Source organism: Pseudoflavonifractor sp. HCP28S3_F10 (assembly GCF_052065415.1).
GTDB lineage: Bacteria > Bacillota > Clostridia > Oscillospirales > Oscillospiraceae > Pseudoflavonifractor_A.
The window spans coordinates 22,065-40,223 of sequence record NZ_JBQHUB010000024.1 but is presented as its reverse complement, the minus strand read 5'-3'; the positions used below and the strand labels follow the sequence as shown (position 1 = coordinate 40,223).

At 62.6% G+C, this 18,159-nt stretch carries 15 protein-coding genes; 14 read left to right on the top strand and 1 reads right to left on the bottom strand.

The genetic code is table 11. The annotated features are described in order from the left end of the window. The first annotated feature begins 264 nt into the window (after positions 1–264). The 13 genes from ACTNBZ_RS10470 (at position 265) to ACTNBZ_RS10410 (ending at position 14,421) form a co-directional block, all read left to right on the top strand. A complete protein-coding gene (locus tag ACTNBZ_RS10470) occupies positions 265–1,275 on the top strand; it encodes a LacI family DNA-binding transcriptional regulator (protein WP_441209719.1) in 1,011 nt (336 codons plus the stop codon). A 215-nt stretch (positions 1,276–1,490) separates the two neighbouring features. Further along, positions 1,491–2,303 carry a class I fructose-bisphosphate aldolase gene (locus ACTNBZ_RS10465; RefSeq protein ID WP_441209717.1) on the top strand — a complete coding sequence of 271 codons (813 nt, stop codon included), beginning with the start codon at positions 1,491–1,493 and terminating at the stop codon, positions 2,301–2,303. A gap of 98 nt (positions 2,304–2,401) precedes the next feature. Further along, the gene (locus tag ACTNBZ_RS10460; protein WP_441209715.1) at positions 2,402–3,859 is read left to right on the top strand and encodes an FGGY-family carbohydrate kinase; all 1,458 of its coding nucleotides are present in this window, start codon (positions 2,402–2,404) and stop codon (positions 3,857–3,859) included. A 14-nt stretch (positions 3,860–3,873) separates the two neighbouring features. Then, on the top strand, positions 3,874–4,530 hold the full coding sequence (locus ACTNBZ_RS10455; RefSeq protein ID WP_441209713.1) for a flavodoxin family protein: 657 nt from the start codon (positions 3,874–3,876) through the stop codon (positions 4,528–4,530). A gap of 20 nt (positions 4,531–4,550) precedes the next feature. After that, the gene (locus ACTNBZ_RS10450; protein ID WP_441209711.1) at positions 4,551–5,579 is read left to right on the top strand and encodes a zinc-dependent alcohol dehydrogenase; all 1,029 of its coding nucleotides are present in this window, start codon (positions 4,551–4,553) and stop codon (positions 5,577–5,579) included. An 11-nt stretch (positions 5,580–5,590) separates the two neighbouring features. After that, positions 5,591–6,589: a zinc-dependent alcohol dehydrogenase gene (locus tag ACTNBZ_RS10445; protein ID WP_441209709.1), complete on the top strand. Its 999-nt coding sequence runs from the start codon at positions 5,591–5,593 to the stop codon at positions 6,587–6,589. Positions 6,590–6,592: 3 nt separating this feature from the next. Beyond that, positions 6,593–7,627: a zinc-dependent alcohol dehydrogenase gene (locus ACTNBZ_RS10440; protein ID WP_441209707.1), complete on the top strand. Its 1,035-nt coding sequence runs from the start codon at positions 6,593–6,595 to the stop codon at positions 7,625–7,627. A gap of 118 nt (positions 7,628–7,745) precedes the next feature. Then, positions 7,746–8,720 carry a methenyltetrahydromethanopterin cyclohydrolase gene (locus ACTNBZ_RS10435; protein ID WP_441209705.1) on the top strand — a complete coding sequence of 325 codons (975 nt, stop codon included), beginning with the start codon at positions 7,746–7,748 and terminating at the stop codon, positions 8,718–8,720. Between the two features lies 1 nt (position 8,721). Continuing rightward, positions 8,722–9,414 (top strand): methenyltetrahydromethanopterin cyclohydrolase, encoded by a 693-nt coding sequence (locus ACTNBZ_RS10430; protein ID WP_441209703.1) that lies wholly within the window; start codon positions 8,722–8,724, stop codon positions 9,412–9,414. A gap of 252 nt (positions 9,415–9,666) precedes the next feature. Then, positions 9,667–10,701, top strand: a complete 1,035-nt coding sequence (locus tag ACTNBZ_RS10425) for a BMP family protein (RefSeq protein ID WP_441209701.1) — start codon at positions 9,667–9,669, stop codon at positions 10,699–10,701. 136 nt (positions 10,702–10,837) lie between these two features. Further along, a complete protein-coding gene (locus ACTNBZ_RS10420; RefSeq protein WP_441209699.1) occupies positions 10,838–11,917 on the top strand; it encodes an ABC transporter permease in 1,080 nt (359 codons plus the stop codon). Then, a complete protein-coding gene (locus tag ACTNBZ_RS10415) occupies positions 11,917–12,891 on the top strand; it encodes an ABC transporter permease (RefSeq protein ID WP_441209697.1) in 975 nt (324 codons plus the stop codon). Before ACTNBZ_RS10420 ends, ACTNBZ_RS10415 begins: the two co-directional genes overlap by 1 nt. Then, complete coding sequence (locus tag ACTNBZ_RS10410) at positions 12,892–14,421, top strand: ABC transporter ATP-binding protein (protein ID WP_441209695.1); 1,530 nt, start codon at positions 12,892–12,894, stop codon at positions 14,419–14,421. 67 nt (positions 14,422–14,488) lie between these two features. Here ACTNBZ_RS10410 and ACTNBZ_RS10405 read toward each other — a convergent pair whose 3' ends face one another. Next, the gene (locus ACTNBZ_RS10405; RefSeq protein WP_441209693.1) at positions 14,489–15,409 is read right to left on the bottom strand and encodes a nucleotidyltransferase family protein; all 921 of its coding nucleotides are present in this window, start codon (positions 15,407–15,409) and stop codon (positions 14,489–14,491) included. Between the two features lie 608 nt (positions 15,410–16,017). On the opposite strand from ACTNBZ_RS10405, the gene ACTNBZ_RS10400 reads away from it, so the two are divergent. After that, positions 16,018–18,132 (top strand): stalk domain-containing protein, encoded by a 2,115-nt coding sequence (locus ACTNBZ_RS10400; RefSeq protein WP_441209691.1) that lies wholly within the window; start codon positions 16,018–16,020, stop codon positions 18,130–18,132. Positions 18,133–18,159: the final 27 nt, after the last annotated feature.

Below are 18,159 nucleotides of genomic sequence, written 5' to 3'. Positions count from 1 at the left end.
TGTCTACGCAGCCTGACGGCTGCGGCAACCTCGCTCACGGATAGATCCTGCGGCTCCATCCGTGAGCAAGGTTTTTACCACGGGGTGTCCAACTTGTTATTGCAATTTGCGTATAATATATAAATAGTATTTATTTAATAAAAGAAAAGAGGAAAAGATTGGCGGAAAAAACCGGGTGGGAGTTGCCTTTTTCGTACAAAAAGGGTAATATGGATGGTGAAAAAATAAGCAAAGCAAGAAAGAGGTAAAACAGGAGGAATTCCTTTGAATATCCGAGAGATCGCAAGGCTGGCCGGTGTGTCAGTGGCTACGGTATCCAGAAGCATCAATCAGCCGGAGAAGGTGTCCCCGGAGACGCGGGAGCGCATCATGGCCGTGATCCAACAGACGGATTATGTCCCCAATCCCTCTGCCCAGAGCCTGTCTACCGGGCAGACCCGGACCATCGCCTGCATCGTTCCCACCCTGCGCAACGAGTTTTTTAACCAGCTGGTGGAGGGCAGTCAGAAGGTGCTGGGCAACGCGGGCTATAAGCTCCTGATCTATTCCACCAATAACGATCACCGCTGCGTGGACAAACTGGACCAGCGGGGGATCGACGGGATCATCATCTCGGGCTCCGACTTTACCCGGGATATCAAGGAGTATCTGCTCCACCTCCGGGTACCCTATGTGATCATCGAGAACGTGGAGCAGCTCCGGCTCAAACCCCAGCCGGTATCCGTGTACATCGAGGATTACGACGGCGTACAGATGGCCCTGCGTTACCTGTATGCGGAAGGGAACCGCAGCTTCGGCGTGGTGGCCGGTCGGGACCAGACCCTGATCACTGAGCGGCGCATGCAGGCTGTGACGGATTTTTTTGAGCAGCACCGTGACTGCGTATGCCGGGTCGTGCGGGCGGATTACGCTGTGCCGGAGCAGTCCAGCCGGGCCGTGCTGGAATTTCTGAACGGCAGGGAGCGTCCTACGGCTATTTTCGCCTTTAACGACATGATGGCGGCAGGTGTGCTGCGCAGCCTGCTGGAGCAGGGCGTGCGGGTACCGGAGGAGATGGAGGTCATGGGCTTTGACGATATCCCGCTGGCCAGTTACTTCACGCCGTCCCTGTCCACCATTTCGGCGCCCAACCGCCGCCTGGGTGAGAAAGCCGCCGAGCTGCTGCTGCGCCAGCTCAATGAGGGTGTGGAGCTCTCCACCTGTATCCTCTATCCGGTGGAGCTGCGCCTGCGGGAGAGCACCAAAAACCGGGTGGACAGCGCCGATTTTGTCTGAGCAGGAACATATTATTCATATAGGAAACGCCAAAAGCGGCGGAGCCTGTCCGGCTCCGCCGCTTTTCTATGGGCAAAAGCGCCCGGTTGGCGGGTGGGCCGGAAAAGAAATTTTAGCAGATCGTAAAAAAAGGGTGGATTTTTAACGCATGATATGCTACTATGTATGTAACCGATTACAGTAACCGCTTACAAACCGAAAGGAGAACGTGTAATATGGGCACCATCAAGAGACTGAACCACATCTTCCGGGAGGACGGCAAGACCATCATCACCGCTTTCGACCACGGCGTGAACTCCGGCCCCATGGCGGGCATCGCCGACCTGGGCGCTGCCCTCAAGCAGGTCATCGACGCCGGCACCGACGCCGTCATCCTGAACATCGGCATGGCCCGCAAGCACGAGAAGCTGCTGGGCCGCACCGGCCTGATCGTCCGGGCCGACTTCCCCTGCACCGATTACGCCCGGGGTTCTCACGACAGCATCCTGTGCGTGGCGGTGGAAGAGGCCGTGAAGGTGGGCGCCGACGCGGTGCTCTTCAACGGCGGTCCCGACATCTCGGGCGAGGACATCGGCCTGGAGCGGTGCATGATCTCCATCATCAGCCGTCTGCGCCGGGAGTGTGAAAAGTACGGCATGCCCCTCATCGCCGAGATGGTCCCCGGCGGCTTCAATCCTCCCGCTGAGTACATCAACCTGGACAGCCTGAAGCTGGCCGCCCGCGTGGCCGCTGAGGCCGGCGCCGACATGCTGAAGATGCCCTACCGCTCCGGTCCCGACGGACGTACCTATGAGGAAGTGGTCAACGGCTGCGAGGGCCTGCCCATCGTGGTGCTGGGCGGCGCCAAGACCAACTCTCAGGAGCAGTTCTTTGCCAACATCGACGACGCGCTCAAGTGCGGCGCCAAGGGCGTTGCCATCGGCCGCAACATCTGGGGCCATGCCCATCCCGACCGGGTCATCGGCCTGCTCAACGGCCTCATCCATGAGGGCGAGGACCTGAAGACCGCCATGACCCACCTCGGCTAAAACCGTCATACAGGCTTAGGGGGAGGAGCGGTCCTGGCCGCTCCTCCTTTTGCCTGACCCAGATCAAAAATGACGTTTTACCGTGAGGGGGTGCCGCAATGACACAACAATATCTGCTGGGCGTGGATATCGGCACCAGCAGCATCAAAACGGTGCTGATGGACCGGAAGGGCGGCCGCAGAGCGCAGTATACCTATCTTTACGACATCATCCAGAAGCAGCCCGGATTTGTGGAGCAGGACGCCGAGCAGGCCTGGTGGGTGGGCGCACGCCTGGGCATCATGGCCTGCCTGTCCCAATCCGGCGTGGACGCCCGGGAGATCGCCGGTATCTGCGCCAGCGGCATGGTCCCCAACCTGTGTCCCCTGGACGGGGAGGGAAATCCGGTCCGGCCCGCCATCCTGTACCGGGACAACCGGGCCATCGAGCAGGCCGCCCGGCTCAAAGAAAAGTTCGGCTGGAACTTCTCCCTCCAGGACGTGACGCCCAAGCTCCTCTGGCTCAAGGAGCACGAGCGGGAGAGCTATGACCGCATCGAGATGGTGCTCAACGCCCACTCCTACATCGCCTATAAGCTGACGGGCAAGTACAGTGCCGACCACGATATCGCCGCCATTTTCGGCGAGGTCTACGACGAGCAGGCCCACGTCTGGCTGCCGGAGCGGATGGAGGCCATCGGCCTGAATCCCAAGGTGCTGCCGCCCCTGTACTGGCCCATGGACATCGTGGGCACTGTGACGGAGGAGGCTGCCGCCGCCACCGGCCTGGCCCCCGGGACCCCCGTGGTGGCGGGAACCGGCGACTCCTACACCATTTTGGTGGGCACCGGCACGGTGTCGGCCGGCGAGGGCCTGATCTATCTGGGGACCGCGGGCACCTTCCTGGGGCTGGAGCGGTCGCTGGACGATATGCGGGGCACCTGTCCCTTCATCAACGGCGGGGCCCGGTTCCTGGGCAACGTGCTGACCGGCGGTGAGATCACCCGCTGGTTCCGGGAGTCCATCCTGGACAGGAACGTGAGCTACACCGCCCTGGAGCAGGCTGCCGCTGCCCTGCCCGCAGGGGCTGAGGGGCTCTTTGCCCTGCCCCATCTGCTGGGAGAGCGGACGCCGGCTCCCGACCCGCTGGCCAAGGGTGTGCTCTTCGGCCTGACCAACGCCCACACCGCCGGCCATGTGTACCGCTCCCTGCTGGAGGGCGTGGCCTACGCCCTGCGGGCCTCCTACGAGGCCAACGGCATCCCCCTGACCCGTCTGGTCATCGGCGGGGGAGGGAGCAATTGCCTGCTCTGGCGGCAGATCATCGCCGATGTGCTCCGGCAGGAGCTGGTGTACATCCCCAATGCCGACAACGCCCTGGGCACCGCCTATCTGGCCGGTATGGCCCTGGGGATGTTCGACAGCTTCGACACCGTGCGGGACCAGTGGCTCAAGGAGAAGCAGGTCATCCGGCCCGACCCGGAGAACGCGGAGCGGTATGACCGCTGCTTTGCCTTTTATCAGAAGCTCAACGCCCTGATCCGGCCTGCCTACCGGGAACTGGCCGGACTGGAATGACAGGAGGAGACCTAATGAAGATCGCCGCGTTCGTCAGCAGCTCCAGCCACCACGGCAATACCGCCACTGCTGTCCAGAAGTTTCTGGAGGGCGCCCGGGCCGCCGGGGCCGAGACCGAGATCTACTATCTCAATGACTATACCCTCAAGCCCTGCCGGGGCTGCCGGGTGTGTGAAAAGACCCATAAATGCACCATCCAGGGGGACGATGTGGAGATCCTCCATCGGGCCCTGCGGGAGGCCGACGCCTATGTGCTGGCCACGCCCACCTATTACGGCGACGTGACCGGCGCGTTCAAGGTCTTTGTGGACCGGTGCTATCCCTTTATCGACATCTGGAAGGACGAGGCCACCCAGCAGATGCGCTTCGGCAGCATCAACAAGGTGCGCCGCCCCGGCGTGCTCATCGCCCTCAGCGGCAGCCACGGGGACATGGTGTTCGACAGCCACATGAAGGTGGGCTATTTCTGCCTCAACGACCTGAACAGCTATCCCTGGCGGGAGTTCTGCATCCCCTTCACCACCTGGAAGCCGGTGCGGGAGATGGAGGACGTGCTGGCCAGGCTGGAGCAGGGCGGCAGAGACCTGGTGGCCCATCTGGAGAGCGGAGAGGGCGAGGACCTGAACAAGACGGGTGCCTACTACGCCCGCTACCGCGAATTGAAGTATTGATCTGAAGGAGGAAAACAGCCATGAAAAAGGCAGTGATCACCGCGAAAGAGACCGTGGAGCTCCAGGAGTTCCCCATGCCGGAGATCCGGGACGACCAGGTGCTGGTGAAGGTGAAGGCCTGCGGCCTGTGCACCTTTGAGCAGCGCTATTTCACCGGCGGCAAGGAGCAGTACCCCTTCAACGGCGGCCATGAGGTCTGCGGCGTGGTGGAGCAGGTGGGCTCCCGCGTGGCCTCCGGCGTCAAGGTGGGCGACAAGGTGGTAGTGGCCGCCATCACCCGCTGCGGCGAGTGCTACTATTGCCAGCGTGGCATGGACAACATGTGCGTCAACGGCGGCGACAATCCGGCCCCCAATACCCTGTGGGGCCCCGGCGGACTCAGCGAGTACATGGTGGCCGAGGGTTATCAGGTCTACAAGGTCAACGATGACCTGGACTTCTCCGTGGGCACCCTGGCCGAGCCTCTGGCCTGCGTGCTGCGCAGCGTGGAGAAGGCCAACGTGAAGTACGGCGATACCGTCCTCATCACCGGCGCCGGCGTCATGGGCCTGCTCCACGTGAAGGTAGCCAAGCTCAGCGGCCTGAAGGTCCTCATCACCGAGGTGGACGAGGGCCGCAAGCGCGCGGCTGTGGATTTCGGCGCCGATGTGGTCATCGACCCCACCAAAGAGGATGTGGTGGAGACCGTGAAGAAGCTCACCGGCGGTCTGGGCGCGGAGGCCTGCTTCTACACCGCCGGCGGCGCCCGCGCAGCCGAGCAGGGCATCAACTCCCTGTGCAAGGGCGGCACCATCGTCTTCTACGGCGCCATCTACCCCAAGGGGACCATGGCCATCGATCCCAACAAGATCCACTATGACGAGATCAACTTCACCGGACTGTCCTCCACCACCAAGGAGAGCTTCCGGGAGTCGGCCCGTCTCCTGTCCGAGGGGCTCATCGACGTGCGGCCCTTCGTCAGCGAGGAGTATCCCTTCGCTGAGATCGAGCACGCCTTCCACCGGGCGGTCTCCCCGGAGACTTACCGCGTCATCGTCCGCATGGACTGAAAGGAGCGCCTATGAAAGCCCTTCTGCGACAGAGCGATACCCCCAGGGACTTCGCCATGGGCCAGGTCCCGGAGCCTGTCACACCGCCCGGCATGGTCAAGATCAAGGTGGCCTACGCCGGCATCTGCGGCAGCGACCTGCATATCTACCTGGGCCAGGAGCCCGGACTGCCCCAGGGCGTCCACGGCCATGAGTTTTCGGGCACCATCGCCGAGCTGGGCGAGGGCGTTACGGGCCTGGAGGTGGGGGAGCGGGTCACCGCCGAGCACACCGCATCCACCTGCGGCCGCTGCCAGTACTGCAAGACCGGCCGCTATCAGCTCTGCGCCGGGCGGCACTCCATCGGCTTTGACACACCCGGCGCCTTTACCGAATACGTGCTGGCCGATCCCCAGTACGTCCATCCTCTGCCCGACGGGGTGGATCTGAAGAAGGGCGCGCTCACCGAGCCTCTGGCCTGCATCGTCCACGCCATTGAGCTGGTGGGCGTGAAGCCCGGCCTGCCGGTGCTGGTGGTGGGCCCCGGTCCCATGGGTCTGCTGGCCGGCCTGACCCTGAAGGCCTATGGCTGCCGGGTGGACATCCTGGGCACCGAGGTGGACCGGGAGCGTCTGGACCGCTGCGCCGCCGCGGGTCTCGCCGTGGCGAGCGAGGCCAGAGCCGGCGGCTATCCCCTGACAGTGGACTGCTCGGGGGCCGGCGGCGGCATCCGCACCGCCCTCTCCGCCCTGGAGAAGGGGGGCACTCTGCTCCAGGTGGGCATCGCCACCCGGCCGGTGGAGCTGCCCTATGACCAGATGGTCTACCGGGAGCTGAAGATCCAGGGCACCTTCTGCCACACCTGGAAGGACTGGCACCAGGCCCTGCGGCTGCAGGAATGCGGCCTGCTGGACCTGACCCCGGTCATCACCGGCGTGGTGGAGCTGGAGGACTGGCAGCAGGCCTTTGAGGACCTGCTGGACAAGAAGGGCATGAAGACGTTGTTCACCATCGGCGGAGGGGAGGACTGAGCCATGAAAATGCGGCAGATCCAGTTTGACGGCGTGGGACAGCTGCGCCAGGTGGAGCGGGAGATCCCCCCGCTGAAGGACAGCCAGGTGCTGGTGAAGGTGGAGGCCTGCGGCCTGTGCACCTGGGAGCGCTATATCTTTGAGGGCACCGAGTCCATGCCCTTCCCCTTCGTGGGCGGCCACGAGATCGCCGCCACCGTGGTGGAGACCGGGAAAAGCGTACCGGGGAGCATCGTTCCCGGCATGCCGGTGTCGGTGGCCAAGTGGGTGCGCTGCAACCAGTGCGAGCCCTGCCGCCGTGGCTATGACAACCACTGCCTGGGCAACGACGGCCCGGGGGACAAGGAGTACTCCGGCCCGGGCGGCTTTGCCGACTATCTGGTGTGCGAGAGCTATGAGGTCTTTCCCTTTGCCGCCGACGCGCCCATCCACTACGCCGCTCTGGCCGAGCCGGTGGCCTGCGTCACCCGGGGCGTGAACCGCCTGAACGTGGTGGGCGGGGATACGGTGGTGGTCATCGGCGCGGGCTTCATGGGCCTTCTCTTCCTGAAGCTGCTGAAGCTGCGGGGCTGCAAGGTCATCGTGGTGCAGCGCAGCGCCAAGCGGCGGGAGCTGGCCGCCCGGATGGGCGCCGACCTGACGCTGGACCCGGCGGCGGAGGACTGGACCGGGCGGGTCATGGCCGAGACCGGCGGCATGGGCGCGGCGGCGGTGGTGTACACCGCGGGCGGCTCCCAGACCGTCAATCAGTGCCTGGCCGCCGCCCGGATCGGGGCCACGGTGCTGCTGTACGCGCCCACCCATGAGGAGCGCCCCGCCATTGACCTGGACCTGATCCACTTCAAGGAGCTGGTGCTCACCGGCGCCATCCGCCATGACAAGGAGAGCTTCCGCCAGGCGGTGCGCCTGCTGGGCAGCGGCCAGGTGGATTTCAGCGACCTGATCCTCAGCTTTGGCGACATGGCCCAGCTGGAGCAGGAGATGGCCCGGGCCAACACGGACCGGGATATCCATCGCATCCTGCTGCGGTGGAATTGATAGAGGGAAACGAGTCCTGACCTGAAGCTGGTTGGAACAAGTGGGCGCGGGTCGGCACAGCCGGACCGCGCCCTTTCTTTTTCAGGCGGGATACAGCGGAGAAGAGGAGGAGAGGCATTTGACCGATTCCCTGAACGAGCGGGCCGCCCGCATCGTGGAGGAGAAGATCCTGCCCCATACCGACAGCCTGGGCGTGGAGGTCCACCGGCTGAAAAACGGCGCCATTGTGCTGGATATGGGCGTGTACGCCAAGGGCGGCTGGATGGCCGCCAAGTACTTTACCGAGTCCAACCTGGGTGGGCTGGGAGAACTGACCTACACCACTATGGAGGTGGGACGCAGCCGCCTGCCAGTGGCCACCGTATTCGTGGACCGGCCTGCCGTGGCCGAGCTGGCCGCCCACGACGCCTTTTTGTACATCGAGTACCAGGGGGTGAAGCGCTCGGTCTCCGGCCCCCTGCGCTCGGTGACCGGCACCGACCACTTTGCCCGGGCGGTGGACTACCGGGACCCGGCGCCCCGGAAGATCGTGGCCCACATCCAGATCGATGAGCTGCCGGACGAGGGGATGACCGATCTCATCGCCGGGGCGGTGGACCGGGAGGCAAAGGACCTCTATCTGCTGGCCGCCAAAACAGGCACCCTGACCGGCGCGGCCCAGGTGTGCGCCCGCAACGTGGAGCAGAGCCTGCCCAGCCTGCTGGACCAGGGGTTCCCCATCGACAGCATCGTCCAGGCCTGCGGCAGTGCGCCCATCCCCGCCGTGGTGGACGACGAGATGCTGGCCTACGGCCGGGTCAACGACGGCCTGATCTACGGCCAGGAGACCAATCTCTATGTGGATTGCCCGGACAGCGAGATCACCCGGCTGGAGGCGATCCTGCCCTTCAACAAGAACCGGGACGTGTACGGCGTCCCCTTTGAGACCCTCTTTGCCCGGTGCGATTATCTGTGGCGCAACGTCCCCCGGGAGTGGGACGCACCCTGCCGGGTGAACTTCTTCAATGTACGGACGGGAAACCAATTCTCGTACGGCGCGCTCCACCATGGAGTGCTGGAACAGGCCTTTCTGGGGACGAATGGAGGAAAGTGATATGGAATACAGCAGAGCTGCCAGAGAAAAATTCCAGGAGATCGCGGGAGACGCCCCGGCCTTCCACTGCGGGATGCGCCAGAGCCCGTCGGGCACGGTGATCGACGCGGGCTGGTCGGCTCCCGGCGGCTGGATGGCCGCCAAACGGGCGCTGGAGGGCCTGATGGGCGGCCGGGGACAGGTGAGCCTGGCCCACCGCAGGATGGAGAACGGGATGCAGCTGCCGGTGGTGGAGGTCTTTGCGGATGATCCGCTGGCACTGGCCCAGGCCTTCCGCCCCGACGGGACGGGGACTTTTGGCGTGAAGGATGGGGAGAAATATGCCCTGGGCGTGGCCCTGGGAGGCGAGACCTGCCCCGAAGCCGCCGGCGGCAATGTGATCGCCGCGCCGGAAAACAGCCTCTTTGCCGGTGTGACGGCGGCGGGCTCCCTGCTGGCCGTGGCGGTGGACGCCCTGCTGGCCGAGGGAGTGCAGGATATCCAGTGGGGCTGGAGCAGCTGTCCTGTGGCCGCCATGACCCTGGATCAGACCGAAACGGAACGCCGCCGGGCGGAGATGGCTGCCGCTGAGGGCGTGGTCTCCCTGTGGGTCCGGGGCGAAGAGAACGCCATCCGCAGGGCTGTGGGGTCGGTTCCGATGGAAAAGATATCTGTGCACGAACTTGTAACCACTTTTACATATCAAAAAAGATAGATTTCCAGAGAAAGCAGCATAAAAGTCCTGAAATTAGGAAAACATATAAAGATTCTGACGAACAGATTTGTGGATTTAGTAGAAATAACAGCGATTTGACAAAATAGCAAAAAAGAAACCTTGCAAACGGCCCGGTTTTGTAGTAATATAAAGGCACGATGAATGTAACCGTTTACAAAAATGCTATTTCATGCGGCTAAAACGCTTCGTTCACCGTAAAGGAAATCCCAACGTAATAAGGAGGGTACTCAGATGAAAAAGAAGCTTATGGCACTCTTGCTGGCCGGCACCATGATTCTTGGACTGGCCGCCTGTTCCCGCAGTGTGGAGCAGTCCGATCCCACTCCCGCGCAGAATACCGGCACTCCCGTGGAGAGCTCCGCCCCCGGCGGCGCCAAGGACCCCTCTGAGGTCAAGATCGCGCTGGTCTGCATCGGCGCCGTCAACGACGGCGGCTGGAACGCTTCCGCCTATGACGGCCTGATGCGCATCAAGGACGAGCTGGGCGTTGAGGTGGCCTACAGTGAGAAGATCGCCATCGCCGAGGTGCCCAACGTGCTGCGCACCTATGCCCGCCAGGGCTTTGACCTGATCTTCGGCCACGGCGCCGAGTTCGGTGAGCCCATGACCACCGTGGCCCCTGAGTTCCCCGATGTGCAGTTCGTGGCAGTCAACGCCAGCGTGGAAGGCGAGAACCTGTCTGGAACCGTTTACAAGTTTGGCGAGTGCGGCTACTTCTGCGGCATGGCCGGCGCACTGGTTTCCAAGACCGGCAAGATCGGCATCATTCCTCCCGATGACGCCCCCAACAACAAGGCTGACATGGACACCTATGAGCTGGGTGCCAAGTCCATCAACCCCGACATTGAGGTCATGGTGGCCTATACCGGCTCCTGGGACGACCTGCCCAAGGCCAAGGAGTGCGCCGAGTCCCTGATCTCCCAGGGCTGCGATGTGCTGCTGGCCCTCGGCGATGCTTACTCCGTGGGCGTGTACCAGGCCTGTGAGGAGAAGGGCATCAAGGCCATGGGCTGGGTCTCTGACCAGAGCGGCCTGTCCGACACCGTTATCTGCTCCGGCCTGCAGTCCAACGCGGACGTGTACGTGGCCACTGCTCAGAGCTTCCTGGACGGCAGCTTTGTCCCCGGCGTCAATGTCTATGGTATGGCCAACGGCGCTCAGGGCATGAGCGAGTTCTACGGCCTGACCGATGAGCAGGCTGCTCAGGTGAAGGACGCCATGCAGGCCTATCTGGACGGCAAGCTGGAGATTCCCACCCTGTACTAAGCGAAAACACTGAGCCATTGCCTGTGGCTTCCGCCAAAAAGGGCGCGGCGGCACCGCCGCGCCCTTTTTATAAACATTCCAGGCGGGAAGGGGCCCATCCCACCCGCCGTCCTGGAGAAGACAGGAGGAAACTGCTATGAATAAGCGTGTCCGCTCGGCATTGAACAGCTGTATCTCCGTAGTTCTGGCGCTGCTGCTGTCCTTTGTGGTGATCGGCGTGTTGCTGCTGTGGCAGGGTTATGACCCGGCCAAGACCTTCCTGGCGCTGTTTGAGGGCGCCTTTGTGGGAAAACTGAACCTGAGTGCCAGTGTGGTGCTGGCCATTCCCCTGGTGCTGGGCGGACTGGGCATCGCGCTTTCCTTCCGCTGCGGTATCTTCAACATCGGCGGTGAGGGTCAGCTCTATCTGGGCGCCTTCGCGGCCACCTGGCTGGGCGTCAATCTGACCGGCCTTCCGTTTTTTATCCATATCCCCATCTGCCTGCTGGGCAGTATGGTCTTCGGCGGCCTGTGGGCCCTGATCCCCGGCTGGCTGAAGATCAAACGGGGCTATAACGAGACCATCACCTCAGTGCTGCTCAACTACGTGGGCGTTTACTTTGTCAACTACACGCTGGCCAGTTTCTTCCGGGCGGAGGGCGTGCTCAATCATCAGTCTCCCAAGATCCAGACTTCCGCCATGCTCTCCAAGCTGATGAAGGGCAGCGAGCTCAACACCAGCCTGTTCCTGACCCTGACCATCGTGATCCTGTTTTATTTCATCTTCTACAAGACTGACGTGGGCTTCAAGCTGCGCATGGTGGGTGCCAATGCAGAGACTGCCCGCACTTCCGGCGTCAACACCCGCAAGTATCTGCTGCTGGCCATCATCACCAGCGGCGCCCTGGCCGGCCTGGCCGGCTCGGTGCAGGTAATGGGCTATCAGCACCTGATGGTGCAGAATTTCTCCCCCAACACCGGCTATGACATCATCTCTGTGGCCCTGATGGGCAACCTCCATCCCATCGGCGTGGCTCTGGCCGGCTTCCTGCTGGGCGCGCTGCGCAACGGCGCCAGCATCATGCAGATCATGATGGGTGTGCCCGTCACCATCCTGTATATCATCCAGGGCATCATCATCCTCAGCGTGCTGGGCTTCAACTATGCCAAGATCGACTTCATCGGTCTGCTGAGCAGACCCTTTACGGCTAAGACTGGAAAGGAGGCGGTGCAGTAATGGAAATCCTGGGTATTTTCCTGACTTCTGACTTCTACTCTGCCACCATCCGCCTGGCCACTCCCCTGATGCTGGCGGCTCTGGGCGGCGTCATCTGTGAACGCACCGGCGTGCTCAACATGGCTCTGGAGGGCATGATGCTCGCGGGCGCCTTCTTCGCCTACCTGGGGGCCTACCTGTTCAACAACGCCTGGATGGGCCTGGTGGTGGCTATGCTGGGCAGCATGTTCCTGGCGGCCATCCACGCCTTTATGAGCATCAACGTGAAGGTCAACCAGGTGGTGGTGGCCCTGGGCCTGAACACCCTGTCCATCGGTATTACAAGCACGATCTTCCGCCTGATGTTCGGAACCGACTCTCAGATGGCCCACTGCCCCGGCTTCAAGACGCTGAGCATCCCCGTCCTCAGCGACATCCCGGTCATCGGGCCGGTGCTCTTCGGCCAGTATCCCCTGACCTATATCGCCATCGCAGCCCTGGTGGGCATCCACTGGTTCCTGTTCCACAGCAGCCGGGGCCTGGAGCTGCGGGCTGCCGGCGAGAACCCCCAGGCCCTGGACGTGGCCGGCGTGGACGTGATCCGTATCCGCTGGATCGCAGTGCTGGTCACCGGCGCTTTCTGCGGCCTGGCCGGCGCCTGCCTTACTCTGAACGGCCTGAATACCTTCTATGACAACATCTCCTCCGGTCGCGGCTTCATTGCTTACGCCGCCATCGTGTTCGGCAAGTGGACCCCCCTGGGTGCCACCCTGGCCACCATCCTCTTCGGTGCGGGCGATGCCCTGCAGCTGCGGATGCAGGCCATGAATTTCGATATCCCCTACTACTTCTACTTGATGATGCCCTACCTGGTCACCTTCCTGGCCCTGGTGTTCTTCATGGGTCCGTCCAAGGGGCCGGCGGCCACCAACACGCCCTTTGTCAAGGACAAGGCCCGCAAGCGCTCCGCGCGCCGCAAGATGGGAGGGAACTAAATGGAACCGGTACTGCGTGTACACAACATCACCAAGCGTTTTGGCACCAACGTAGCCAACGATCACATCACCTTCGACCTCTATCCCGGCGAGATCCACTCCCTGCTGGGTGAGAACGGCGCGGGCAAATCCACGCTGATGAACGTGATCTACGGCGTCTACGGCGCTGACGAGGGCGAGATCTACCTCAATGGCAAACGGGTGGACATTACCTCCCCCAAGCAGGCCATCGACCTGGGCATCGGCATGGTACACCAGCACTTCATGCTGGTGCCGCCCTTCACGGTGGCCGAGAACATCATGCTGGGTATTCAGAAGGAACTGCGCCTGGACATCAAGAAGGCCGAGGAGAAGATCGCCGAGGCCAGCCGGAAGTACGACCTGCGTGTGGACCCCCACGCGAAGGTATCCACCCTGTCGGTGGGCCAGCAGCAGCGGGTGGAGATCCTGAAGGTGCTCTACCGGGGCGCCAGGATCCTCATTCTGGACGAGCCCACCGCCGTACTCACCCCCCAGGAGACCGAGGAACTCTTCGTCACTTTGGACCGGCTGAAAAAGGACGGCGTCAGCATCGTGTTCATCAGCCACAAGCTCAACGAGGTCATGAGCATCAGCGACCGGGTGAGCATCCTCCGCCGGGGCAAGATCGCCGGGTGCATCGACGACTTGAGCAGCTGCAGCCGGGAGGACCTGGCCTCCGCCATGGTGGGCCGCCAGGTGACGCTTGGTGTGGACAAGCCGGACCAGAAACCCAGGGACGATGTGCTGGAGCTGGACCACATCTCGGTCCGGGGCGAGGGAAAGCAGGACTTGGTGAAGGACTTCACCCTGAAGATCCGTGCCGGAGAGATCGTGGGCCTGGCGGGCGTGGACGGCAACGGCCAGTCTGAGCTCATCAAGGGCATTACTGGCCTGCTGCCCATCAGCAGCGGTAAGCTGATCCTCCAGGGGCAGGACATGACGGGAAAGCCGCCCCGGGCCTTTATTGACGCCGGCGTGGGCCACATCCCCGAGGACCGGCACAAGCAGGGCCTGGTGCTCTCCATGTCGGTAAAGGAGAACCTCTTCCTGGAGACCATTCAGGATAAGCCCTATACCAAGGCCCACGTCCTTCAGAAGAAGGCCATCAATGACAAGGCCAAAGAGCTGATGGAGTATAACGACATCCGTGCCGCCTCGCCGGAAATCCCGGCGGGCTCCCTGTCCGGCGGCAACCAGCAGAAGATCATCGTGGCCCGGGTACTGGACCAGGGGCCCAAGCTGCTCATCGCCGTCCACCCCACCCGGGGCCTGGATATCGGCGCCACCGAGTTCGTCCACCGCTGTATCCTGAAGGCCAGGGAGGAGGGCTGCGCCGTCCTGCTGGTCTCCACCGAGCTGGATGAGATCCTGGAGCTGAGCGACCGCATCGCCGTCATTTACGAGGGCGAGTGCATGGGCATCGTCTCTGACAAGGAGGCCACCAAGGAGGGCGTCGGCCTGCTGATGGCCGGCGTCCGGGACCAGAAGGCGGACACCGCCACCGCGTAAAAAAGTGCAAAACGGCCGTGGACCACAGGTCCACGGCCGTTTGTTATGTATGGGGGAGTCTGGGAGGTCAGCGCCACAGCTCGTCGGGGTAGAGGCCGGAGGCGGTCATGTCGGCAATGGCCTTGACCACGGTTGGCTTGTCATCCTTGTAGGTAACGCCGTACCACCGGTCGTGGCTGCGCAGGACCTTCACCCGGGCTTTGCCCTCCTGAATGAGCTGACTCACCACGCTGGGGAGGAAGTACTCGCCCTTTTCCGGGTTTTCCGCAAGAGTACGGTCCAAAAAGGCAGGGAAGCGGGCCTGAGCCTCAGTGAGGAAGCTGCGGGTGAAGCCCCACAGGTTCATGGACACGACGGACTGGCCGGACAGGGGGGTCCAGGTCTGGCCGCCGTCCTCAGTGAAGCGGGCGTCGGCGCCGTCCTTCTCGATGTGGGTGCGCTCGGTGACGGTCTGGAGGTAACCCTCGCTGTCAGACACGCAGATGCCCCGGGCCACGTGGCCGTGCTCGGTAACGGTGTTGCCCAGCAGGTAGCCCACCATGGCGTACTCATAGCAGTCGCTGTCGGGGTGACGGAGCAGGTAGTCGTAGATCTCCCGAAAGGCCTCGGGGCCGTAGTAGTCGTCGGCATTGATGACGGCGAAGGGCCCGTCCACCACGTGGCGGGCGGCCAGGGCGGCGTGGCAGGTGCCCCAGGGCTTGACCCGGCCCTCGGGCACGGAATAGCCCTCCGGCAGGTCGGTGAGCTCCTGATAGACATAGCGCACCTCCATCACCCGGGAGAGCCGGTCACCGATGGAGGCACGGAAGGTCTCCTCCAGCTCGCGCTTGATGACAAAGACCACCGTGTCGAACCCGGCCCGGTGGGCGTCGTAAATGGAGTAGTCGATGATGAGCTGCCCGTGATTGCCTACGGGATCCACCTGCTTGAGTCCGCCATACCGGCTGCCCATGCCGGCGGCCATGACGACAAGAACTGGTTTTTGCATAGCGAAACGCTCCTTAAAACACAGGATCAGACCGTGCCTGCGCCTGCGGCGGGGAGAGTGGGGGCGCGGCCGGTCCGGCAGATATTATTATAATGCGTACTGAACAAAGCCGCAAGCCTTGAAAGCCAAGGCTTTCAAGGCTCATTAGCTTTGTTCAAGGTGCAAGGTTTTTGGACTAAATTGTCCAAAAACCTTGCACCTTCCACTGGAGCGCCGCGGTGCTCCAGTGGAAATACGCATTGTAACAATGGCTGAATTCCATAAAAACGGCTCCTTTGAGCTGCTTTTATGGAATTGCGCGGCCGCCGCCGCGCGAATAAACCGCAAAGCGGTTTATTCAGTAGACATTATTATAATGTGTGCGGATAAAAGCTGCAAGTCTTGAAGGCCGGGGCACGCAGGGATCGCGGGTTTTGTTCGGGAACGGGGAGCGGATACCAAAAATTTTTTGCAAGAATTCTGAACTTTTTTCACGGGCCCCCGTCAATTCAAGGGGCTGATGCACTTGATTCATAACTTCTGATACAGTATAATAATAAAAAATGGAACACGGACCCTGTCATGGACCGCATTCGATCCGATCAAATAAACTGGAGTGTGACGCAGCAATGAAAAAGACCATTTTCCGCTGTGCGCTGGCCCTGTCCCTGACGGGGGCGCTGATGCTGTCCCAAACGGTCTTTGCGGCTGGGAGCGGCGCTAACGAGGATTTCTGCCGGGAGCTCTCCGACCTGCTCAGTGAGGAGGACAGCTCGGCCTATTTTAACTCCATGGAACTGACCCTTGGCTCCAACATCCTCACGGTGGACGGAGCGGAGCAGGTCATGGATGTGGCTCCCGACGTGCGCAATCAGCGGACCATGCTCCCCATCCGGGCGGTGGCCGAGGCAGCTGGCGCTGACGTGGACTATGACGCCGAGAGCCAGACCGTGATCATCAGCAGTGCCGCCGGCGACGAGGTCCGCTGTCCCATCGGTTCCGACACCATGACGGTGAACAACACGGTCTGCTCGCTGGACGCGGCGGCCTACGCCAGGCAGGGCCGGACCTATCTGCCCGTCCGTGCCGTGGCTGAGGCGCTGGAGATGGATGTGGCGTGGGATCAGGCCACCTCCACCGTCACCCTCAGCGCTCCCTACCAGACTGCCCGCGTGATGGTCTGGGCAGACAGCCTGGATACCAGTACCCTGGGCGCACAGCAGGTGATCCGGGACGGCAGCGGCTTCTGGGTCCTCCAGTTCGCCACCCCCGCCGAGGCCAGGGACGCAGTGGAGGACCTGAACGGCCGGGGCGTCACGGCCGAGGCCGACCTGTACATCCCCCCTGTGGACAACGAGATCACTGACGCATCTGAGGAGTCTGCTTTGGGCAGCAGTTACTCGTGGGGTGTGGTCAACAGCAATTTTGACGATTTTGTAAGCAAGTACTCCGCCCTCTTCCAGGGCAGCGGTGTGGTGGCGGTGGTGGACACCGGCGTGGATGCCGGCCACTCCTTCCTCAAAGGCAAGGTGCTCTCGGGCAAGGACTTCGTGGACGGCGACAGCGACGCCATGGACGAGCACTATCACGGCACCCATGTGGCCGCCACCATCCTGGACTGCGTGCAGGGCGCCCCCGTGAAGATCCTGCCGGTGCGGGTGCTCAATGAGAAGGGCTCCGGCGCCTCCTCCGCCGTGGTGGCCGGCATCAAGTACGCCGCCGACCGGGGCGCCGACGTCATCAACCTCTCCCTGGGCGGCGTTCACAGCAGCGTGGAGGATGCCGCTGTGGAGTACGCCGTTCAGAAGGGCTGCCTGGTGGCCATCGCCGCGGGCAACGACAATGTGAACACCTCCAAGTTCTGTCCCGCCCACATGACGACTGCCGGCACCGTGATCGTCGCGGCCGGTGACTCCAAACGCGCCAAGGCCGGCTTCTCCAACTACGGCAGCAATGTGGACGTGATGGCCCCCGGCGTCAGCATCAAGGCCGCCGTCCCCGGCAACCAGTACAAGAGTCTCAACGGCACCTCCATGGCCACCCCTCACGTCTCCGCCGCCGCCATCCTGCTGGATCTGGCCTGGGGCAAGAGCCTGAGTCCCGCGGCCCTGGAGGACAAGGTACATACCGCCACCACCAACGGCCGCTGGACCAACAACTATGTGGGCTACGGTTTCCTGGACATGGCCAAAGCGTCCGTGCCTGCCGTGACGCCTACGCCTACGCCGACTCCCACGCCTACGCCGACTCCCACGCCCACTCCGACTCCCGTTCCTACACCTGCGCCCACTCCCACGCCCGTTCCTACCCCGACTCCCACACCCGAGGTAAAGACCTCCACCGGCTATGTGGTGGGCTCCGGCCGGCTGGCCATCAACAACAAGCCCGCTGTCTCTCCCGCCTACTCCACGGAGATCGGCTCCATCCCGGACGGCGCGGCCATCACGGTCTATCCCGACAAGACCTCGGGCAGCTGGTACTATGTGACCTACAACGGCGTCACCGGCTACGCCCACAAGAACTATATCACCTTCAATACCCGGACAGGCGTGGTCAATGGCTGTGACCTGCTGGCCATCAACAACAAGGCCGCCGTGTCCCCCACCTATTCCACGGAGATCGGCGCCATCCCCCGGGGGGCCTCCATGCGGGTCTATCCGGACAAGACCTCGGGCAACTGGTACTATGTGACCTATAACGGCGTTACTGGCTATGCCTACAAGACCTATATCACACTGAAATGATCCCTGCTGCCGGGCGGAAAGGAGAGG